The organism is Halomonas sp., assembly GCF_029263665.1.
Classification (GTDB): domain Bacteria; phylum Pseudomonadota; class Gammaproteobacteria; order Pseudomonadales; family Halomonadaceae; genus Halomonas.
On the sequence record NZ_JAJUFQ010000001.1, the window covers coordinates 304,560 to 325,366 of the forward strand.

Here is a 20,807-nt window from a genome sequence, read left to right on the forward strand (position 1 = left end):
TCAACCCCTGACTTCCGTCAACAGAGCCATCAGTCGTTCACGTTCCTCGCGACTGAGGCGCTCGCCGGCACGATCCTTGGCCAATAGCGCATCCAACTCCTCTTCCGGAGAGCGCTGGCGCTGGCGGCGACGGAAGTATTCCACCAGCCCTTCCAACTCTGCTCTCCGAGCAGCAACAGGAATCAACAGTTCCCGTCGTGCCAGTGCAGCCAGACGTTCCCCATCCTGACTACCGTGGAAGTGCATCAACAGCACTTGCGCACTGGCATAGCCCCCGGCCCTGAGCAGCCCGATAACTTCGCGACACAAACGACTGTCATCATCATCGCCCAGGCACCAGCCGTCATCCTCGGGCAGGCTCTCAAACAAGCGTGGCTCATGCACAAGCAACTGCAAGGCTCGAGCCATCAATCCCAGTGCAGCCCCTTGGCGCTTGCTGCGCGACATGCCTGACGGAGCCATGCCTTCGCCGAACCCCGACATGGGCTCTTCGAAAGCAACCCCCTCTTCTGCTGGAGCAGCACCAACACCCGCCATAGTGTCTGGCTGACGCTGATGGCTCGCCATCAACGCTTCGAAACGTGATTCATCGACTCCAGTGCGACGCGATAGTTCCGTCAGCATCAGTGACTTGAGCACGCCTTGCGGAAGCCTTTCGATAGCGGCAAGCACCTGGCTGGCATAACGTTCGCGATCTTCAACGCGAGCCAGGTCACGCCCCTGGGCAGCCTGATCGAAGAGGAACTCCGATAGCGGGCTGGCACAGGTGATACGATCCTCGAAGGCCTTGGCCCCCTCCTTGCGCACCAGGGTATCCGGATCCTCCCCCTCGGGCAGGAACAGGAAACGCGCCTGGCGACCATCAATCATCTGCGGCAGTACCGTCTCCAGAGCCCTGGCCGCCGCCTGACGCCCCGCCTTGTCGCCATCGAAGCAGAACACGACTTCGCCAACCAGACGAAACAGGCGCTGCAAGTGGTCTTCAGTAGTCGCTGTTCCCAAGGTCGCCACCGCATTGACGATGCCGAACTGAGCCAATGCCACCACATCCATGTAACCTTCGACGATCAGCAAGCGCTCGAGCCGATGATTGGCCTGACGCGCCTCATACAGACCGTACAACTCCCGCCCCTTGTGGAACACAGGAGTCTCGGGAGAATTGAGATACTTGGGCTTGGCATCACCCAGCACCCGGCCGCCAAACCCCAGGGTTCGGCCACGTATATCGCGAATCGGAAAGACCACCCGATCACGAAAACGGTCATAGGTGCGGCCACTGTCCTCATGCTGCACCAGCAGGCCGTACTCTACCTGCAAGCCTTCGGCGACACCCTGGCCGCCGAGATGCTGTTTCAATGCATCCCACTGCCCCGGAGCGTATCCAATCCCGAAGGCCCGCTGGACTTCTAGTGAGAGCCCGCGACGCTCCAGGTATTCTCTCGCCGCCTGCCCTTCAGGCATTTTCAGCCGTTCACGGAAGAAACTGGCCGACATTTCCAGCAGGTTGACACCTTCCTTGCGTTTTTTCTCTCGAGCCTGGGCCTGGGGGTCATCACGGCCTTCCCGCGGAATTTCCATACCGACGCGAGAAGCCAACTGCTCGACCGCTTCAGGAAAGCGCAGCTTGTCATACTCCATCAGGAAGCGCAGAGCATTACCATGAGCACCGCAACCGAAGCAGTGATAGAACTGCTTGTCAGCACTGACAGTGAATGAAGGGCTTTTCTCCTGATGAAAGGGACACAGCCCTGAGTGATTGCGCCCTGCTTTCTTCAGCTTGACACGCTCACCCACCACCTCGACGACATCAACACGAGCCAGAAGATCATCGATGAAGCGCTGAGGAATCTGACCGGCCATGTATGACTCCAAAAATAGAGCATGACTCCGAAGAAACGTATGACTCCAAGAAGAGCATCAACCCGAGAAGAACGTCGGTCCGGCACCCACCCTTCCAGCAGGAAAGCGAAAGACGGAAAAAACAAGCGGCCACCGGATGGCGGCCGCTTGGGGAAACGCTAAATAAATTTTAGACAGGTTTCCCTGGCGTCCTCCTGAATCGCGGACATCGAAATATCCCCGACTCAAGTACGGATCAATAGAGACGTTCGAAGCGCTTACGCTCACGCTGGAGCTTCTTGGCGTGACGCTTTACAGCGGCAGCAGCCTTGCGCTTGCGCTCGGCAGTCGGCTTCTCGTACTGCTCACGACGACGAACTTCGGACAGAACGCCGGCTTTTTCACAGGAACGCTTGAAGCGACGCAGAGCGACGTCAAACGGCTCGTTATCACGTACTTTGACAGAAGGCATTAAGCACTCACCACCTTGGGTAACTTGAGTTCGGTTTGTACGTACACCTTCAAGGCCAACCTCCAACAACCGTGACATCGGTTTACACACCCTGCCGTGTTGCTGGTCTTCTGAGCCCTGGATGCACGACCCAGTCTTACAGCGCACAGCATTTTAGTCGTCGAACCGGGACTATGCAAATCCTTTACTTCCACAATGGTTCAGTCAATCACGGAAAAAGCGTAGAATATGGCACTTTCTGGCGTCCGAGCTTGTCCGAAACGCCGTCCTCCTCGAGGACACACCCTCTGGACAAGCCTGCTCTGTTTACCGAGTCCAATCCCTATGCGCGTATTAGGCATCGAAACCTCCTGCGATGAAACCGGCGTCGCGATCTACGACACTGAGCATGGCCTGCTGGCTGACACCTTGCATAGCCAGGTGGCAATGCATGCAGATTATGGCGGCGTAGTGCCGGAGCTGGCTTCACGCGACCATACCCGACGCCTTCTGCCACTGATTGATGAGGTACTGGATCAGGCCGGGATGAGCCGCCACGATATCGATGCCATTGCCTACACCGCAGGCCCTGGCCTGGTGGGGGCCCTGATGGTTGGCGCCAGTACGGCGCACGGCATGGCCCGCGCACTTGGTATCCAGGTACTTGGCATTCACCATATGGAAGGCCATCTGCTGGCTCCCATGCTGGAAGATGAGCCTCCGGCCTTTCCCTTCGTTGCTCTTCTGGTTTCCGGAGGCCACACCCAACTGGTACGAGTGGATGGTATTGGCTGCTACACGCTACTCGGAGAATCCGTGGACGATGCCGCCGGCGAGGCTTTCGACAAGGTCGCCAAGATGCTCGGTCTTGATTATCCTGGAGGCCCAAGAGTCGCGGCACTGGCCGAAAACGGCGACCCAAAGCGCCTGCGTTTCCCTCGCCCAATGACAGACCGCCCAGGCCTGGACTTCAGCTTTTCAGGCCTCAAGACACATACACTGACCACCATTCGCGAATTCGAGCGACGCCATGAGCTTGATGATCAGGCCAGATGCGATATCGCCCGAGCCTTTGAAGAAGCGGTAGCCGATACTCTGGCGATAAAATGCCGCCGAGCGCTGGAACAGACTGGACTCAAACGTTTGGTGGTGGCAGGTGGCGTCAGTGCCAATGTGCGCCTGCGTGCCCGTCTCGACGAGCAATGTCGCAAGCAAGGTGCCCGCGTATTCTATCCCCGAGGCCGTTTCTGCACCGATAACGGCGCCATGATCGCGTATGCCGGAGCTCAGCGCCTGGCCGCTGGAGAACGCGACGAGATCGGACAGATGAAAGCTGTACCACGTTGGCCGATGGACTCCTTGGAGTCACCGAAGGATCAGGAATCCCCGAAAGGTTGATACTGGATCATGCATCAAGCGCCCTGATGTCGGGATTGCGGCATCAGTTGGGCTTGATGGGCAGCTTGTGCCCCTGCCATTCGAAATCGATCGGCCATAGCACTTGGGCGGGATCGTCAAACTCAGTCCACAATGCCTGATACCTGTTCCCGTCGACGGGATGGCGCAAGTCTGGCAGGATTTCAGCCAGAGGCCACAGTACAAAGGCGTGACGCAGGATTTCTTCACGGGGTAGTGTCACCCCATCATGAGTCCCCACCAGATCCCCTACCGTGAGGATATCCACGTCCAATGTACGCGGGCTGAATTTGGGGCTGTCCTTGCGCCGACCATGATGAGACTCGAGCGTCTTGCACCATGTCTGCAGTTGTGCAACCTGCCACTCGCTATTGAAAGCGACGATCAGGTTGTAGAAATTACGGCCATCCTCGAACCCTACTGGCTCGCTTTCGAAGACTCGGGATACCATCAGTTCCCCGAAAGTCTCAGCCAAGGCATCGAGACAGGCTCGAATATGCTGGTCGCGTTCGATGTTGCTGCCAAGACTGAGCGTAACCAAGGCCATCAACCCACCTCCACCAGAGAGCCCCGTTCGATCATGACACCGACAGCTCGGGCATTGGGTACGGCACCAGGTTTACGAATAGTCAAACGCAGCCAGGGAATGGAGAATTCATCACGTAACATGGCAGCCAGGCGTTCGGCAAACGTCTCGACCAACTCGAAGTCGTTTTCCTTGGCGAAGGTGCCAATGCGTCGGCTGATGGCATCGTAGTCCAGGGTCTTGGACAGGTCATCATCTTCTGCAGCAGCACGGATGTCGGTCGCCAACAGCAAATCCAGCGACAGTGTCTGGGTGATAGTGCGCTCCCACTCGTAGACGCCAATTACCGTGTCTACTTCAAGAGCTTCGATCAATACCTTGTCCATCGCGAGGTTCCGAATGAAATCTGATGGTAGTGCGTGAAATCAGGCGCCGATTGTACGCGAGCAAGGAGAGGGAAGACAGCACATGGGACTACAGTTACACATCATCCTGCCATTGGCAGCACTGGGCTACCTGAGTGGCACCTGGCTGGGCGCCATGACAGTATGTCGCCTTGCCCGACTCCCCGACCCTCGCATCACGGGCTCCTGCAACCCAGGTTTTTCCAATGTACTACGTCAACATGGCGTGCAACTGGCCTTGGCAACGCTGATCATCGACGCCACCAAAGGTTGGCCAGCTCTGGTCCTGGGAATGATCATGCAGCTTCCACCCTGGGGGCTGGGACTGATTGGTCTCGGTGTATTGCTTGGCCACTGTTACCCCGCCTGGTACCGGTTCCGTGGTGGCAAGGCGGTGGCCAGTGCCTTTGGCGTCATGCTCCTGCTGACGCCTGGCGTCGCACTGATCTGTGCCGCCATCTGGGCACTGCTGGCCTGGCGCATCCATACCGCAGCAATCGCCTCCCTGGCCAGCGCCACTCTGGCACCGCTGATCAGCCTGTGGTTGTCTCCGGATTTTGCCTGGGTTGTCCTGATATTCGCCCTGCTTGTACTGGTTCGCCATGCCCTTAACATCCACCGTCTGCATCAAGGCAAGGAACCAAAGCTATAGACCTGATCGCCATCCCCTCTCATCCGAGATGAAAACTATGGTGGTGAGGAACTATGGCGGTGAGCAAACTACAGCAGCGAGAAACTATAGGGTGAGGAACTATAGCGGTGAGCAAACTACAACGAACGAGAGATGGCTGCGAGTCTGCGCCGGGCCAGTTCATGCCCCAGCTCACTGCCGCTATATCCTTCCTTCACTAAATCGCGTGGCGCCAGGCTTGATGCGGCTTGCCATGCAACACCCACGGATGCTGCAAGCTCAGGATGGTCGAGCGCCAGAACCGACAGCAAAGGACCAACCCTTTCGCTACGCCTCCAGGCATCTATACTTTCCAGCCACGTCATGATCGACTGCGCGGTGTCAGCACCAGCATTGGCCAACTGCCGTGTATATGCCAGCTGCTCCATGAGCTCTCGGTATACCCGGGGCATTCTCAGGCGCTGCCCCAGATCGGCGCGCTGTGATTCGCTCAACGTTTCCAGCAACCTGCCCCAACGCCATGACGCCACATCTTTCAAGGCCTCTGGCAACACCTGCATTCGTTTCAGTCTTGGTTCCAGCCCCTCGTGCTCATACAACTCAGGCATCAACACCTTGAGAGCGCCACAGCTATCCAGGGTACGAAAGTACTGCTCAGGGAAAGGTTCCGACAGCGCCCGTTCCGTTTCCGTCCAGACTCGTTCAGCAACCAGGTGTGTCAATTCGCCACTCTCGGCAAGCTTACTCATCAGCGCCATGGTAGATGCAGCGACAGAGAAGCCCAGGCCTGCATAGCGAGCTAAAAAGCGTGCAGTACGCAAGACACGCAGTGGATCTTCCACAAAGGCGGGACTGACATGGCGCAGGATGCGAGCTTCAAGATCCACCATGCCGCCAAAAGGATCCACCAGTGTGCCATCCATCGATTCGGCCATGGCATTGATGGTCAGGTCACGCCGGACCAGATCTTCCTCCAGCGTCACATCGGGACTGGCATGAACGACAAAGCCGGTATAGCCATGGCCGGACTTGCGCTCCGTTCTCGCCAGGGCATATTCCTCTTGGGTCTGCGGGTGAAGGAACACGGGAAAGTCACGACCTACCGGGCGAAACCCCCGTTTACGCATGTCTTCCGGAGTCGCGCCCACCACGACCCAGTCCGTGTCCTTTACTGGCCAGCCCAGGTGCGCATCGCGTACCGCTCCGCCAACACGATAGACATCAAGTCCGGCACAGGGGTCCTTGGTCATGCTCAGACCTCGACGCGGCTTGGCAGCAATTGCTGCCAGCCCACAAAACCACCATCCAGACTATAGACATCAGCATAGCCCTGGGAAGACAACCAGGCAGCGGCCTGTTGACTGGAATTGCCGTGATAGCAGACCACGACCATAGGACGCTCCTTGGGCGCTTCTTCGAGCAGGGCCGGAATACTGTCATTATCCAGGTGGCGACTTCCTGGTATATGCCCTTGAGTGAAGCTCTGTGGATCACGGATATCCACCAGGGTCAGTTCGACGCTTTCGTCCAGCCAACGTTCTAACGTGCCAGTATCCAAGTGTTGAAAGCTGGGATGATGCATGCAACCTCCATCAGAAGCGTCAGAGAAATGATATGTGGATCTGTAGATACAAGATTGAAGAAACGAAAGCTGCATCACGCAGACTGAAGACAAGGTACGTTGAAGACTAGGTACATTGAAGACTAGGTACGCTGATGCGCTCCCCACTATCCAGGTTGAGAGCCGTCAGGCATCCCCCCCACACACAGCCAGTATCCAGGGCTTCCACCCTGATCTTGCTTCCAGGGGTTGTGCCACATAGCGCCGCCCAGTGGCCAAACAGCAACCAAGGGTCGTCGTTGCGGGAATATTGAAACCATGGAACGAAGCCTTCGGGGGCACTGTCCAGGCCTTCCTTGGCAGAAAAATCCAGGCGCCCTTCCGCATCAATGAAACGCATCCGGGTCAAGGTGTTGACGATGGCTCTCAGGCGCTCGATGCCATGCAAATCAGCTCGGTAACGTCTCGGCTTGTTGCCGTACATCTGTTGCAAGAAAGTACCCGCTGCTTCACTGCGCAAGCATCTAGCCAGCTCTGTCGCCAATACTTCTGCCTCCTCCAAGCTCCACTGGGGAGGAATACCGGCATGAGTCATCAGGGTATCGCCGTCACGCAGCAGCAGTGGACAGGCCTGCAGCCAATCGAGCAATGCTTCTCTATCCGGGGCAGCAAGAATATCGTGTAGCGTATCCTTGCGTTTGACATCAGCCCCTCCTCTGGCCACAGCCAGAAGATGCAGATCGTGGTTTCCCAGCACCACTTGAGCCGCATCACCCAACGCCTTCACTTCCCGCAAGCAGGCCAGAGACCCAGGACCGCGATTGACCAGGTCTCCGGCCAGCCACAAGCGGTCACGGCGCGGATCGAAGCTCAGCTTATCAAGCAGTGCCACGAACTCTTCATGACACCCCTGCAGGTCGCCAACGGCATAAGTAGGCATGAAAGACTCCAGAGAACCAAAGACGCTTCGGACACTTCAGCGTGTAAAGACCCACTTCAACAAAAGCAATTCGATAACAGCAAGTTAATGACAGCAGCCAGATACAGGCCAACACAACAGGAATGGCCTTTGTGCGTCTAGTGAACCTGATTGGGCGTGGCCAGACGAAACACATCGACAGGTACTTCAACAGGTCGCTGGCTAGCCGTGTCGACGCAGGTATAAGCCCCTTCCATAAACCCCACAGGCCCATCGAGAATAGCTCGGCTGGTGTAACGAAAGGTCTGCCCAGGGGCAATCATGGGCTGTTTGCCAACGACCCCCTTGCCCCGCACTTCCTGCACCTGTCCGCTGGACTGGGTGATTTTCCAGTAACGCGCCATTATCTGAATGCTGTGTGGCGAATGGTTATGCACAGTCACCGTGTAGCTGAACACATAACGGTTTTCCAGCGGAGACGATTCGTCCTCGCGCCAGGTATGCTGCACATCAACACGTATGTCCAGCGCTGGCTTTCCCGTACTCATGCGTTCTCTCCACCTTCTTCGCCTGCACCATAGCCTGTCTTTTCGCCACGACTTGAACCCGTATCACTAGCGGCCACGCTGTCATGTATCGCGTTGGCGATAATCACGAACTCTTCCACGCTAAGGGTCTGAGGACGACGACCAGGGTCGATGCCGAGCTCGCTCAGGCGCTCCCCTGTGATGCGCCCCTTGAGGTTGTTGCGTAGCGTCTTGCGGCGTTGAGCGAATGCTTCGCGGACCACCTCGAACAGTAGTTTCTCATCCTTGGCCACACAGGTTTTTTCCTTGTGCGGCGTAAGCCGCACGATGGCAGAGTCCACCTTGGGGCGTGGTACGAAAGCCTCCGGAGGCACCACGAACAATGACTCCACCTCACAGAAATACTGAGCCAGCACGGACAGGCGGCCACGCTCTCCGCCTCCGGGAGGAGCTGCCAAGCGATCGACGACCTCCTTCTGCAGCATGAAGGTCATATCCTGAATCGCATCACCGGCCTCAAGCAGATGCGAGATCAATGGCGTGGAGATGTTGTAGGGCAAGTTGCCTACGACACGCAGTGGCTGACCACCGTCGCGCAATGCGACGAAGTCCATCTTCAGTGCATCACCTTCGTGAATGACAAAGTCAGGATACTGAAAGAACTGCACGCGCAGCCCAGGAATCAGGTCACGGTCCAGCTCAATGACTTCGAGACGGCCGCTGGTGTCCGCCAGCAAAGGTTCGGTCAAGGCGCCTTGCCCCGGGCCGATTTCAATCACACGATCCTGTGGACGAGCACCAATGGAGCGCACGATACGAGAAATGATGCCTGGATCACGCAAGAAATTCTGGCCGAAACGTTTACGGGCCCGATGCGCCATGGGGCGGGAAGCCATACTGTTTTTCCTTTCTGAAGTCCCGCGATGCCATATAGCGGAAGCAGGACGAAAACTACATGGGCTCGACGAGAATCATGCCCGGCCAGCAGCCTGGTGCACGACCATGTCTTCGGCTACGGCGATTGCGACGGCAAGACTACCCGGATCGGCAACGCCAAGACCGGCAAGGTCCAGCGCTGTACCATGATCCACTGAAGTACGCACCAGCGGCAGGCCTAGAGTGATGTTAGCGGCACTGCCAAACCCCGAATACTTGAGCACTGGCAGCCCTTGGTCATGGTACATGGCCAGCACAGCATCAACACCATCCAGATGACGGGGAGTGAAGAGCGTATCAGCAGGAAGCGGGCCATCCAGCATCAAGCCCTCGCTCCGCAAGCGCTCAAGTACAGGAGAGATCACATCAATTTCTTCACGCCCCAGATGTCCGCCTTCGCCGGCATGCGGGTTGAGGCCACACACGGCAATGCGTGGAGAGTGAATACCGAACCAGCGTGTCAGATCCGCCGCCAGAATACGTAGAACACGCTCCAGACTCTCCTGGGTCAGGGCAGCGGCGACATCAGACAATGGCAGGTGGGTGGTTGCCAATGCCACTCGCAGCGGCATAGGCTGCCCAGCCAAGCGGCCATGCAGGGCATTGTCTGTGGCCAACATCATCACGACATCGTCTACGCTACAGGCATCACGTAGATATTCTGTGTGCCCGGTAAAGTCAGTAAAGCCGGCATCGCGAATCACCCCTTTGTGCAGGGGCGCCGTGACCATGGCCGATGCATGCCCGTCAATGCAGGCTGTCACGGCCAGGTCCAGAGTTTCGAGCACATAAGTTGCATTCGCGGCATCCAGAACACCCGGACAACAAGGACGTCGCAATGCTACAGGCCATAGCGGCAAACGACCGACGCGAGGTTCTGGCATGGGGTCTCCAGGTGCCAGAACGACGATGTCGACATCGACACCTATTGCCTGGGCGCGCTCATGCATGAGCTGCGGATCGGCAATGGTCACCCAGCAGACTGCCTGACGCGCAGCCAACATCAGCACCAGTTCCGGTCCGATGCCAGCGGGCTCTCCACAAGTGATGACGAGAGGCATACCCATCAATCAGGCGTGCCCATCAATTCTGATTCAGGCGGTTATCGATGAACGCCTCACCTTGGATTTCCTGGACCCACTTGTCCAGTTCATCCCCGGCCTTGCTCTGGAAGATGGCCTGACGAGCCTGATCACGGGTAGCTCCAGGGTTCTGTTGCATGAAGCCGTCGACTTCGGCTTCAGTAACATTGACCCGGCTAGCCACTTCCGCTTGCTGCACCTGCATGATCAACATCTCACGGCGGATCTGTTCACGCACATCCGCCAGCGTCAGACCGTCGGCTTCCACGGCATCGGCAAACTGGTCAAGCGTCATGCCATTCTGGCTGGCCACTGCACGCACCTGACGATTGAGTTCTGTCTCATCGACGCTGAGATCCAGCTTTTCGGCACGCTGGGCTTCGATCTCTTCAACGATCATGCGGTCCAGCACCTGAGAGCGCAGAGCCTGTTCCGGCGGCATGGCCACATTGCCAGTATTGAGTCGGGCCTTGGCCTGAGCCACACGACTTTCCAGCTCAGAAGCCATGATGGCATCTTCATTGACCACGGCGACAATTCTATCCAGCGGCTGGCGATAGCCGTCCTGCGCCATGGCCACCATGGAAGTAAGGCCAAGGCAGGTGGCCAGCACCAAGGTGGCAAGATGTCGGCTACGCATAGTGATGCATCCTCTGTACGGCAGTAGTTATATACAGTAATCAAGACCCGGCAAGGGGGTATCAGTTCAGTGAAACATTGCGGTAGCCCGGTACCGCAGACTCGAAGTAGCTATCGGCTTCGCCACCAACGCCACCAAGCCCCTTGAGCACGAAGCGCAGGAAAACGCCCCGATCCGTGGTGTCATCCTCGATATTATTGGCGGTGTCCTCATCGTCGATCCACTCGCGCCACACCAACTGCACACCATAGCAGCAGTCGTTCCACTGCACACCCGCCATCTGATCCAGAGCGCGATCATTGGTATTGTCGTACAGCAGTCGACCGATCAGATCGATGTTGTTGGTCGCCTTGTAGGCGAACGACACATCGACCTCTTCGGTGTTGTAGTTGCGATTGTCCTCGGGATCATCTTCCTTGCTGAAACCTTCAATCTGCCAGCGGTACCCCAGGTTCACCACATGTCCTGCATCAGCGCGGTACTGCAAGCCAACCCCCGTGCTCTCGGTGCGATCCAGGTGATCGTCGTAGAGCCACTGCCAACGGGTCCGCCAGTTGTCATTGATGGTCCAGTCCAACTTGGTTACCCAGGCAGAGCGGTCTCGCGTGGCTTCGTAGTAGTCGAAAGAATCCTCGTCACGCGGCAGGGTATCGGGATCGCCGTTCATGTCAATGTTGCGATCCTCGAAGTAGGCTGATTGGCCAACCCCGAGCGACAGGCGTTCACGGCCACTTTCGTCTTCCAGGAAACGACTTTCCACACCATAGGACAGGCGATTGAGGTCACCGACACGGTCACCACCGGAGAAACGATAAGGCGACCACAGTTGCCCCCAGGAGAAGGACTTCTCGTTGGTATCGAAATCCGGGAACTCGCTCTGATCCCTGGCCGGGATATAGGCATAATTCAAACGCGGCTCGAGAGTCTGGCGATAGTCATCGCTGCCGACCTTGAGGTCGCGTTCGAAGATCAGGCCGGCATCAATGGTGCTGACCGGCACCGCAATGCTCGGATCATCGGAGCGATCCGTGATCCGATCCTGATAATCGAGATCGTATTGTAGATAGCGCATTTCCACCCGAGGCTCGAAGAAGCCCCAAGTGGGGTCGAGGCGATAGCCAAGTGCAGGTGCCAGCGTCAGACGAGTACCGTTGGCAGCTTCCCGTATAGGGATGCGGCGCTCCCTGCCATCGAAGTCATAGAAGCCATTTTCGTCACCTTCGATGTCACGCCAGAAATACGTCGCATTGGAATACCACTCTTGATAGAGACCGCTGTCCTGATCCCAACGTGCCTTCGCCGTCAGGCTAGGCAAGCGATAGAACGGCTTGTCCTTCTCATTGAGAGGATCATCCAGTTTCTGGTAACCCTGAGCCTTGGCCTGCAACTTCCAGGTGTCACCCAGGTAATCGATCTGGGCCAGGCGCGACATCTTATTGGTCGAGGACTCGCCAAAAGTCTTGCCGAAGTCATCGAAATAGCTGCCATCGCTGGCAGCGCCATAGCGCAGCTTGTACGGCACCTGCGGATTGATCTTGCCGACATGGCTATAGTCGAAGTACCAGCGGTCGTCACCATGCTCCAGTTCAGAGTTGGAATCGTCATCACCGGCACTCTCGTCATCGGCCAGGTACGCGCCTTCTATGGTGCCGCGACTATTGGGCAGCAGATAACGGAACTCGCCCCCCAACATGAAGCCACTGTCCTGAATCCAGCGTGGACTGACAGTGGCATCGTAGTTGGGTGCCAGGTTCAGGTAGATGGGCTGCTCGTAATCGAGTCCACCATCGGAAAACTGAACCAGCGGCCACAGCAGACCGGTCTGACGTCGTTCATCGATGGGGAAACGCACCCAAGGCCAATAGAACACCGGCACATTACCGAGTTCGAGGCGAGCGTGCTTGGCGATACCATAGCCTTTCATTCGATCCAGCAGAATGTCATTACCGACCAATCGCCATGTGCTGTCGCCGGGGTCACAGGTGGTGAAACTGGCTTCGTTCAGCCGGAATACATTTTCCGATACACGTTCAAGACGGATGGCGTCGCCACGCACATGCGCATCATGGGCCACATAATGGGCAGTATCCACATTGGCCTGGTCCGTCTTCAACGACACCTGAGCACTATCGCCGCGGACCAGCAAGTTCTGGTCACGCAGCGTCAGGGGTCCCTGGATATTGGCCACATCCCGCTCGGGAGGTACCTGTACATGGGGGGCTTCAAGCTGTGTATCGCCCTTGCGCAACACGACGCCGCCCTGAAGCACCGTATCGCCTTTGTTGTCATAATTGGCTTCATCGGATTCAGAGCTGACCTGACCCTCTATAGCCGGCTTCTCCAGGCGATATTCGGGTTGAACATAATAGCCCCGGCAGACTTCCCCACGCGGACGATCATCACCCCAGGGCTGCCAGTCAAGCTGACCGGCAGCCAGGGAATCCGGTGGCGCCGCCATCAGGGGGGCGTTGATCAGGCTGGAGGTGGCGAGGCCAGCCAGGGCCGTCCATGCATATCGCTTCGCCATAGTGCGCGCTGTCCTCGACGGGGTGAATCGGTATTATACAGACCCAGAATGACCTGTAACGCCCAAGTCGGCCAAAACGCGAGTGGCGATGTGCCCTGGTTGATGCTTTATATCCGGCGCTACAGCAGTCAATGAGTTAACACAGCATGCGGCGGGGGCGAGAAAGCGTCAACTAACGCCACCTCTGACATGCCACTTCAGGAGTGCTTATCCTTCATGTCCAAGGCCGACGCCCCCTCCCGCTTCGACCGTCTGAGCAACTGGGCCGACCAGCGCCATCCCGGTCAGGTCACCCAGGTGACGCTGGCAGCTGGCGATGCCAGTTTCCGCCGTTACTATCGCGTGACGCTTGCCGATGGCAGCACAAGAATGCTGATGGATGCCCCTCCTCCCCAGGAAGACATCCGTCCTTTTGTGAGCATAGCCAGATATTGGCTTCAATCCGGCCTGCCCGTACCCAAAATCCATGGAGAGGACGCCGAAGCTGGTTTTGTCGAGCTCGAGGACCTGGGTGACGAGCCACTCAACCTGCCTCTGGAAAGCGCCGACGAAACCACGACCAAGAAATATTTCGACGCTGCACTGGCATTGATCGACGAGCTGCAGAACCGCACCTCGCCGGAACAGCTACCGCCCTATGACGAGGAAGCACTTGGTCGCGAGCTGGACCTGTTTCCGCAGTGGTGTCTGCAGCGCTGGTTGGGAATGACGGAGCTTCCCCGGGGCTGGAACGCTCTTCGCCGTCAGTTGATCGACAGCGCTCTGGAGCAACCCATCGTCACCGTGCACCGTGACTATGACGCCATGAACCTCATGCAGCACGATGGCCGTCTCTATCTGATCGACTTTCAGGATGCGCTGGCTGGCCCCATCAGCTATGACCTGATTTCACTGCTGCATGGCCGCTATCGTCGCTTCTCTTCGCAACAACGAGCGAAATGGATAACCGCGTTCCACCAGCGAGCCATTGCCGACGGGCGCCTCGGTCCCGATGTCGATGCTGCAACGTTTGCTCTTCAGGTCAATGCCATGGCGGCCCAGCGTGCCATCAAGGTGCTCGGCATTTTCTGTCGCTTGACGCTGCGAGATAGCAGAGAAGGCTACCTGGCACGTCTTCCCCAGTTTCTGGAGCACTTGCAGGACAGCCTGGCGGAGCTGCCCGGCCATGAGGACTTCAAGACATGGCTGACCAGTACGTTCACACCGGCCATGCAGGCAGGCAAGGAAAGTGCAGCATGAAGGCAATGATTCTCGCCGCGGGCCTGGGTACCCGCATGCGCCCGCTGACCGATCATTGCCCCAAGCCTCTGCTGCCAGTGGCGGGAAAGCCATTGATTGTTCATCACCTCGAACGCCTCGCCGCCAGCGGTATCCGCCAGATCGTGGTCAATGTCAGCTATCGCGCTGAACAGATCATCTCTGCCCTGGGAGATGGCTCCCGTTATGGTGTCGAGCTGGCATTCAGTCATGAGGAACAGCCGCTGGAAACAGCTGGAGGCATCGCCAAGGCCAGGCCTCTACTGGGCGATGCTCCCTTTCTGCTGATCAATGGTGATATATGGACAGACTTGGTGCTGAGCAACCTTCCGCAACTGGGTAACGATCTGGCGCACCTGGTCCTGGTCGACAACCCGCTCCAACATCCTGATGGGGACTTCTATCTCGATGACTCAGGCAGGGTTCATGTGCAGGGTGAAAGGATGCTCACCTATGCAGGCATCGCCCTGATCGACCCCGCGCTGGTCAATGACTTGCCTGAACCCTGCTATCCTCTGGCCCCCTTGCTGCGCCAGGCCATGGAACAGCAGCGTGTCGGCGGTACTCATCACCGAGGCCATTGGGTCGATGTCGGTACGCCACAGCGCCTGCAGGAGCTGGATGATCAGCTGCGTACTGGCTGAAATATGCTAGCGGGAAGAACCGTGTATCAGCTGAGACACAGGGCCGTAGCTGTTATGCTGCTCGCCCTCTGGTCACAAATTGGCTCGCGGAGAGCCCCGGTTGAAGAAACCGGTTGGAGAAAAAGGAATAAGCGATGAACGTCAGTGTGAAGTGGACCGATGGCCGTCAGTTCCTGGCCGAGTCCGGCAGCGGACACAGTGTGGTCATTGATGGCCCACCCGACCATGGTGGCCGTAACACAGGCCCCCGCCCCATGGAAATGCTGCTGATGGGCCTGGGAGCCTGCACCTCCTTCGACGTGCTGGACATTCTGGAAAAGTCCCGTGCTCCGGTGGAAGATTGTGTGGCCAGCATCGAAGCGGAACGCGCTGATGCTGTACCTGCCGTGTTCACCAAGATCCACGTGCACTTCACCGTGACCGGCAAGGGACTCAAGGAAAGTCAGGTGAAACGCGCAGTGGAGCTATCGGCTGACAAGTACTGCAGTGCTTCCATCATGCTCGCCAAGGGCGGTGTCGACGTCACTCACTCATACACCATCGTCGAAAGCTGAGACAACAACAGCAGCGAGCTCCGAGCAGCGGACTACGAACGATTCAGCACAGCTAGATATTGACAGATACCGAAGCCAGCTTCGGAGTCCCGCTCAAGCCATGCAGGCTCGTAGCTCGTAGCTCGTAGCTCGTAGCTCGTAGCTAGATACGATACACACTCTTGGTCATCACTTTTGACATCAGTGTCATGCCGGCCTTGACGGGGCCAGGGAAACGAGCACCACCAGCTTCCAGGGCCTGCTGGGCGTGATGCGCCTCATCGATGGCCATCTGTGCCAATACCGCACGGGAACGCCGATCTCCGGCAGGCAGGCTTTCCAGGTGCTTGTCCAGGTGCTTGCCAACCTGCTCCTCGGTCGCCGCGACAAACCCCAGACTGATACGGTCTCCCACTGCACCGGCCAATGCACCAATGCCGAAGGAGGCCGTGTAGAACAACGGGTTGAGTACACTGGAGCGTGATCCCAGCTCACCCAGGCGCTCTTCGCACCATGCCAGGTGATCGATCTCCTCCTGTGCAGCCTCTTCCATCTGGCCACGCACTTCCGGCAGCTTCGCGGTCAGTCCCTGTCCCTGATACAACGCCTGAGCGCATACCTCACCGGTATGATTGATGCGCATTAGTCCTGCAGCATGATGACGCTCTTCGGCACTCATTTCCCCGTCCTCTACCTCCTTTCCTGCAGGAGTCGGACGCGAGGCCACTGCAGCGCCAGGCACCAAGGTACGCAGCACATTATCAAATTGATGGATCGCCTGATCGATACGGCTGAGGATACGGGGCATGACGGACTCCTTGGCAATGACTGCGCCTATTCTAGCGACTGGTTCATGCATCAGAAAACCATGGCAGACATTTGCCTGGCAGCTCATGTGCGCCCGCTCTCGACACGATGGCACAGCCCAATGAGAGGCGCCGCCCATGATAGGCGGCGCCGATGAATGCACGGGAAGCGTCGAACGCTTTGATGATGCCGGAAGAAACTCCGTCGAGCGCCGGCTAGCCAGCCGGCCAAGTGAAGCGACGACCGCCCATCACGTGCATATGAATATGATAGACCGTCTGGCCACCATCTTCATTGCAATTCATCACCACTCGAAAACCATCTTCAGCAAAACCTTGTTCCTTGGCCAGTCTGGAAGCCGTCATTGGCAGACGTCCCACCAGTGCCAGGTCGTCCTCGGTGATGTCATTGAGAGTAGGGATATGCTTCTTGGGAATGACCAGCATGTGGGTCGGGGCCTTCGGATCTATATCATTGAAGGCCAACACCTGATCGTCTTCATAGACGATGTCCGCGGGAATCTCGCGATTGATGATCTTGCAGAAAAGGCAATCCATGTCAGACTCCAGAAACACGCAGCTGCAGCAAAGAAAAAGAGAATTCCTGATGAGGTTACCCGGACACTGCCTCGCTGTCAGTAGTCCTCACCTCGGTATGATGCATTCTCCCCGGCAGCAATGAGCCCTTGCCAGTATGGCACTGACGATGATGATGTCCGTGGTACTGCATGGCATTACCGCCCACCCAATGATCCAGCGCTTCAGCAATACCTGGGCCATTTGACAGGGCGGAACGCACAGCGGCGAGCTATTCGGCTCGCCGCTGTGCGTTCTTTACACTTTGTGTTCAGCCTGGAATCTAACGAAATCTACGTTGGGCCAACAGGTGCTGCACCAGTGGGCCAAGGATCAACTCCATAGCCAGAGGCAGGCGAGCTCCAGGTACCACCAGGGTATGGGGACGACTCATGAAGGCATCGTGGATCATGGCCAACAGATAAGGGAAGTCCACCGTCGATGGATCACGAAAGCGAATTACGACGAAGGATTCAGCATCGGTGGGAATGTCCTGAACCTCGAAAGGGTTGGAGGTATCCACCGTAGGCACCCGCTGGAAATTGATATGCGTGCGCGAAAACTGCGGCAGGATGTAGCGCACATAGTCGTCCATGCGACCCAGTATGGTGTCGACCACAGCCTCATGGGTATAGCCTCGGGCATGCATGTCACGATCGATTTTCTGGATCCACTCCAGGTTCATGGTCGGCGCCACCCCGACCAGCAGATCCACATGCCGAGCAATATCGATGTCACTGCTTACCAGGCCACCATGCAGGCCTTCATAGAACAGCAGATCGGTACCACTCGGCAATGGCTGCCACTCAGTAAAGGTTCCGACCTGGTAGCCAGCCTCGATCATCTTCTTGTCTTCGGCATGGATATAGTGACGATAGGTGCCTGTGCCACTATCGCCATACTCCTGGAACAGGTCACTGAGACGATCGAGCAGGTTGGCTTCTACCGCGAAGTGGGACAGCTCGTCCTTGCGCTCGGGTTCTTCGCGGAAAATGCGTGCCAGCTCCTGGCGCGTATAGCGGTGAAAAGCATCACCATCGACAAAAGCCGCATGCACATCCTCGCGGGCGAACATACGCTCAAAGGTTCGTTTAACGGTGGTGGTCCCGGCTCCGGAAGAGCCGGTCACCGCAATGACAGGGTACTCGCGCGACATCAGCGTGCCCTCGCCAAAGCCTCGCGCACCGTATCCGGTACCGCTACGGCGCGGCGGGCCTCAGCCTCAACCAGCACCAGATTGACACGTGCCGTCGCCACCACCCGCTCATCGCTATTTCGGCGAATGCGATGGAAGACAGCTAGTGCCTTGCGACCAGGCTCCGGGATGGCGATATCCACGGTCAACGCATCGGGCCAATGGGCCTCAGCTTGGTACTGTACTGCCAGATCTGCTGCAACACAGGGATATCCTCCCAGATCCCGCTCATCCAGCCCGCAATGAGCAAGAGCAGCCACTCGGGCCTCATGCATCAATGAGATCACCGTATCATGTCCCAGATGAGCGCCATAATTCATGTCCGTGATACGCACCGTCATGGGGTGACGGTAAACGATGGCGGCCTCGGGGAAATCGAGCTTCACTCGTTCCATGCTCGCTCCTTGGTGCTTATTGTTGTTGGGCCAACCCAAGCACCCTCGGGCTGGCCAGGGCTGGCGCCTGACAGTGCTCAGCTCTTCCGTGACATGGCACGATGGGCAATATCACCCCGACAGAAAGCACCTTCGAAAGAAATGGCCTCCACACCACGATATGCAAGCTCTCGGGCTTTCGCCACATCATCGCCTAATGCAGTGACACAAAGCACACGCCCGCCAGATGTCACCAATTGTCCATCCTGGTGCCTGGTACCAGCATGGAACACCTTACAGCCAAGCGCTTCAGCAGCCTCGATGCCGTTGATGACATCACCTTTACGGTAGCTTCCGGGATAACCTTGTGCCGCCATCACCACGCCAATGGCCGGCTGCGAGCTCCAGTGGCAATCACGCCCGGCCAGCTGGCCACGAGCCCCTGCCTGACAAAGCTCAGCCAGATCACTCTCCAGACGCAGCATGATCGGCTGGGTTTCAGGGTCACCAAAACGGCAGTTGTATTCGATGACCTTCGGCTGACCATCCGGAGTGATCATCAGTCCCGCATAAAGGAAACCTGTATAGGGATGCCCCTCGGAAGCCATGCCGCGTACGGTAGGTTCGATGACCTCGTCCATGATGCGCAGATAGACATCGCTGGTGACCACCGGCGCGGGAGAATAGGCTCCCATGCCGCCCGTGTTGGGCCCTGTGTCTCCCTCGCCAACACGCTTGTGATCCTGACTGGTCGCCATCGGCACGATGTGCTCACCATCGACCATGACGATGAAGCTGGCTTCCTCACCTTCCAGGAATTCCTCGATCACCACCCGTGCACCGGCATCACCGAAGGCGTTGGCTTCCAGCATGTCGCGAACAGCCGCTTCCGCATCATCGAGGGTCTCTGCCACGATGACCCCCTTGCCAGCCGCCAGGCCATCAGCCTTGATCACGATGGGAGCGCCCTTCTCGGCCACATAGGCCAATGCTGGCTCCACTGCGGTAAAGGTCTGGTACTCGGCCGTGGGAATGGCATGGCGCGCAAGGAAGTCCTTGGTGAAGGCCTTGGAGCCTTCCAGTTGAGCCGCCCCCTGTGTCGGACCGAAGATATCCAGCCCGGCGTCACGAAAACGGTCGACGACGCCGGCCACCAGCGGAGCTTCCGGCCCGACGATGGTCAGGTCGATGGCTTCACTGCAGGCAAAGGCCACCAGCCCATCGAGGTCAAGCACATCAATATCGACATTGGTCAGACTAGCCTCACTGGCGGTACCGGCATTGCCAGGAGCAACGAATACCTCATCGGCCAGGGGCGATTGGGCGACCTTCCAGGCCAGGGCGTGTTCGCGGCCACCGCCGCCAATGATCAGGACCTTCATCCGCTCAACTACCTTTCGAGTGACAAACGAGGCGGCATTATGGCAGAAATCACCCGCTGCCGCTCAGACGCCTGAACAGGAGACCTGCATCAGGAAGATGTCCGGTGCTCACTTCTTCTCGTCGTCATCCTTGCTCGAGGGGCCAGACATCGGGTTGGCCTGGCTGATGGTCTGCTGCCAGAAGCGCATGTTCTCTTCCGCCAGTTCCCGCATCAGTTCCATCGGTGAATGGCGCATGGCCTGCTGCCATTGGTCCTGCATGCGCTTCTGCTGCTCCAGCATCAACCGCGTGCCTTGCTCCAGATAACGCGCCAGGGGCAAGGGCTGAGACATGGCATAGACTCGAATCAGCTGTTCCAGCAGGTCATTGGAAAACACCTCGGCCTCACTATCGGCCTGTTCCTGCTCGATGATGATCGACAGCAGGATGGTTCGTGTCAGGTCCTCACCACTCTTGGCATCTTCGACACGAAAGGGAACCTCTTCGAGAATCAGACTGCGCAGATCTTCGAGAGTTACGTAACGGCTCTGTTCGGTATCATAGAGCCGACGATTGGCATACTTGCGAATTACACGCACGG

The 20,807-nt window shown here is 57.6% G+C and carries 23 protein-coding genes; 5 read left to right on the top strand and 18 right to left on the bottom strand.

The annotated features are described in order from the left end of the window. Entirely contained in the window at nucleotides 1-1,860 is a 1,860-nt protein-coding gene (dnaG, locus tag Q1K07_RS01300) for a DNA primase (RefSeq protein ID WP_300306636.1), read from the bottom strand. Nucleotides 1,861-2,095: 235 nt separating this feature from the next. Continuing rightward, nucleotides 2,096-2,311, bottom strand: coding sequence for a 30S ribosomal protein S21 (gene rpsU, locus Q1K07_RS01305; protein WP_013333229.1), 216 nt, complete (start codon nucleotides 2,309-2,311; stop codon nucleotides 2,096-2,098). 324 nt (nucleotides 2,312-2,635) lie between these two features. On the opposite strand from rpsU, the gene tsaD reads away from it, so the two are divergent. Next, the gene (tsaD, locus tag Q1K07_RS01310; protein WP_300306666.1) at nucleotides 2,636-3,688 is read left to right on the top strand and encodes a tRNA (adenosine(37)-N6)-threonylcarbamoyltransferase complex transferase subunit TsaD; all 1,053 of its coding nucleotides are present in this window, start codon (nucleotides 2,636-2,638) and stop codon (nucleotides 3,686-3,688) included. Nucleotides 3,689-3,731: 43 nt separating this feature from the next. Here the strand turns inward: tsaD and folK are convergent, their stop codons facing one another. Continuing rightward, nucleotides 3,732-4,253 carry a 2-amino-4-hydroxy-6-hydroxymethyldihydropteridine diphosphokinase gene (folK, locus tag Q1K07_RS01315; RefSeq protein WP_300306669.1) on the bottom strand — a complete coding sequence of 174 codons (522 nt, stop codon included), beginning with the start codon at nucleotides 4,251-4,253 and terminating at the stop codon, nucleotides 3,732-3,734. Continuing rightward, nucleotides 4,253-4,618 carry a dihydroneopterin aldolase gene (gene folB / locus Q1K07_RS01320; RefSeq protein WP_300306672.1) on the bottom strand — a complete coding sequence of 122 codons (366 nt, stop codon included), beginning with the start codon at nucleotides 4,616-4,618 and terminating at the stop codon, nucleotides 4,253-4,255. Before folB ends, folK begins: the two co-directional genes overlap by 1 nt. Nucleotides 4,619-4,700: 82 nt before the next feature. Here folB and plsY point away from each other — a divergent pair, with 82 nt between their 5' ends. Beyond that, nucleotides 4,701-5,288 (top strand): glycerol-3-phosphate 1-O-acyltransferase PlsY, encoded by a 588-nt coding sequence (plsY, locus tag Q1K07_RS01325; RefSeq protein WP_300306675.1) that lies wholly within the window; start codon nucleotides 4,701-4,703, stop codon nucleotides 5,286-5,288. A 116-nt stretch (nucleotides 5,289-5,404) separates the two neighbouring features. On the opposite strand, the gene Q1K07_RS01330 is transcribed toward plsY, so the two are convergent. The 8 genes from Q1K07_RS01330 to Q1K07_RS01365 all read right to left on the bottom strand — a co-directional run bounded on the left by Q1K07_RS01330 (nucleotide 5,405) and on the right by Q1K07_RS01365 (nucleotide 13,459). Continuing rightward, nucleotides 5,405-6,517: a polynucleotide adenylyltransferase gene (locus Q1K07_RS01330; protein ID WP_300306678.1), complete on the bottom strand. Its 1,113-nt coding sequence runs from the start codon at nucleotides 6,515-6,517 to the stop codon at nucleotides 5,405-5,407. Nucleotides 6,518-6,519: 2 nt separating this feature from the next. Continuing rightward, nucleotides 6,520-6,849, bottom strand: coding sequence for a thiosulfate sulfurtransferase GlpE (gene glpE / locus Q1K07_RS01335; RefSeq protein WP_300306681.1), 330 nt, complete (start codon nucleotides 6,847-6,849; stop codon nucleotides 6,520-6,522). A 106-nt stretch (nucleotides 6,850-6,955) separates the two neighbouring features. Beyond that, the gene (locus Q1K07_RS01340; protein ID WP_300306684.1) at nucleotides 6,956-7,768 is read right to left on the bottom strand and encodes a symmetrical bis(5'-nucleosyl)-tetraphosphatase; all 813 of its coding nucleotides are present in this window, start codon (nucleotides 7,766-7,768) and stop codon (nucleotides 6,956-6,958) included. Nucleotides 7,769-7,905: 137 nt separating this feature from the next. Beyond that, nucleotides 7,906-8,295 (bottom strand): Co2+/Mg2+ efflux protein ApaG, encoded by a 390-nt coding sequence (apaG, locus tag Q1K07_RS01345; RefSeq protein ID WP_300306687.1) that lies wholly within the window; start codon nucleotides 8,293-8,295, stop codon nucleotides 7,906-7,908. Beyond that, nucleotides 8,292-9,170 carry a 16S rRNA (adenine(1518)-N(6)/adenine(1519)-N(6))-dimethyltransferase RsmA gene (gene rsmA, locus Q1K07_RS01350; RefSeq protein WP_300306690.1) on the bottom strand — a complete coding sequence of 293 codons (879 nt, stop codon included), beginning with the start codon at nucleotides 9,168-9,170 and terminating at the stop codon, nucleotides 8,292-8,294. The genes apaG and rsmA overlap by 4 nt, the downstream gene beginning before the upstream one ends. A 75-nt stretch (nucleotides 9,171-9,245) precedes the next feature. Continuing rightward, entirely contained in the window at nucleotides 9,246-10,277 is a 1,032-nt protein-coding gene (gene pdxA / locus Q1K07_RS01355; RefSeq protein ID WP_300306693.1) for a 4-hydroxythreonine-4-phosphate dehydrogenase PdxA, read from the bottom strand. A 16-nt stretch (nucleotides 10,278-10,293) separates the two neighbouring features. After that, nucleotides 10,294-10,932, bottom strand: a complete 639-nt coding sequence (locus Q1K07_RS01360; RefSeq protein WP_300306696.1) for a SurA N-terminal domain-containing protein — start codon at nucleotides 10,930-10,932, stop codon at nucleotides 10,294-10,296. A 61-nt stretch (nucleotides 10,933-10,993) separates the two neighbouring features. Then, a complete protein-coding gene (locus Q1K07_RS01365) occupies nucleotides 10,994-13,459 on the bottom strand; it encodes an LPS-assembly protein LptD (RefSeq protein ID WP_300306698.1) in 2,466 nt (821 codons plus the stop codon). Nucleotides 13,460-13,675: 216 nt separating this feature from the next. On the opposite strand from Q1K07_RS01365, the gene Q1K07_RS01370 reads away from it, so the two are divergent. The 3 genes from Q1K07_RS01370 to Q1K07_RS01380 all read left to right on the top strand — a co-directional run bounded on the left by Q1K07_RS01370 (nucleotide 13,676) and on the right by Q1K07_RS01380 (nucleotide 15,914). Further along, nucleotides 13,676-14,698: a phosphotransferase gene (locus Q1K07_RS01370; protein ID WP_300306701.1), complete on the top strand. Its 1,023-nt coding sequence runs from the start codon at nucleotides 13,676-13,678 to the stop codon at nucleotides 14,696-14,698. Next, complete coding sequence (gene murU, locus Q1K07_RS01375) at nucleotides 14,695-15,360, top strand: N-acetylmuramate alpha-1-phosphate uridylyltransferase MurU (protein ID WP_300306704.1); 666 nt, start codon at nucleotides 14,695-14,697, stop codon at nucleotides 15,358-15,360. Before Q1K07_RS01370 ends, murU begins: the two co-directional genes overlap by 4 nt. A 134-nt stretch (nucleotides 15,361-15,494) precedes the next feature. Next, nucleotides 15,495-15,914 carry an OsmC family protein gene (locus Q1K07_RS01380; protein WP_149283585.1) on the top strand — a complete coding sequence of 140 codons (420 nt, stop codon included), beginning with the start codon at nucleotides 15,495-15,497 and terminating at the stop codon, nucleotides 15,912-15,914. Nucleotides 15,915-16,056: 142 nt separating this feature from the next. Here the strand turns inward: Q1K07_RS01380 and coq7 are convergent, their stop codons facing one another. The 6 genes from coq7 to phaR form a co-directional block, all read right to left on the bottom strand. Next, complete coding sequence (coq7, locus tag Q1K07_RS01385; protein WP_300306708.1) at nucleotides 16,057-16,701, bottom strand: 2-polyprenyl-3-methyl-6-methoxy-1,4-benzoquinone monooxygenase; 645 nt, start codon at nucleotides 16,699-16,701, stop codon at nucleotides 16,057-16,059. A 214-nt stretch (nucleotides 16,702-16,915) separates the two neighbouring features. Beyond that, nucleotides 16,916-17,257, bottom strand: coding sequence for a histidine triad nucleotide-binding protein (locus Q1K07_RS01390; protein WP_300306710.1), 342 nt, complete (start codon nucleotides 17,255-17,257; stop codon nucleotides 16,916-16,918). 301 nt (nucleotides 17,258-17,558) lie between these two features. Next, nucleotides 17,559-18,431 (bottom strand): phosphoribulokinase, encoded by an 873-nt coding sequence (locus tag Q1K07_RS01395; protein ID WP_300306712.1) that lies wholly within the window; start codon nucleotides 18,429-18,431, stop codon nucleotides 17,559-17,561. After that, nucleotides 18,431-18,865, bottom strand: coding sequence for a thioesterase family protein (locus Q1K07_RS01400; RefSeq protein WP_300306714.1), 435 nt, complete (start codon nucleotides 18,863-18,865; stop codon nucleotides 18,431-18,433). Before Q1K07_RS01400 ends, Q1K07_RS01395 begins: the two co-directional genes overlap by 1 nt. A 77-nt stretch (nucleotides 18,866-18,942) precedes the next feature. Further along, nucleotides 18,943-20,226: a phosphoribosylamine--glycine ligase gene (gene purD / locus Q1K07_RS01405; protein ID WP_300306716.1), complete on the bottom strand. Its 1,284-nt coding sequence runs from the start codon at nucleotides 20,224-20,226 to the stop codon at nucleotides 18,943-18,945. Between the two features lie 108 nt (nucleotides 20,227-20,334). Continuing rightward, complete coding sequence (gene phaR / locus Q1K07_RS01410) at nucleotides 20,335-20,805, bottom strand: polyhydroxyalkanoate synthesis repressor PhaR (protein ID WP_300306718.1); 471 nt, start codon at nucleotides 20,803-20,805, stop codon at nucleotides 20,335-20,337. Between the last annotated feature and the right edge of the window lie 2 nt (nucleotides 20,806-20,807).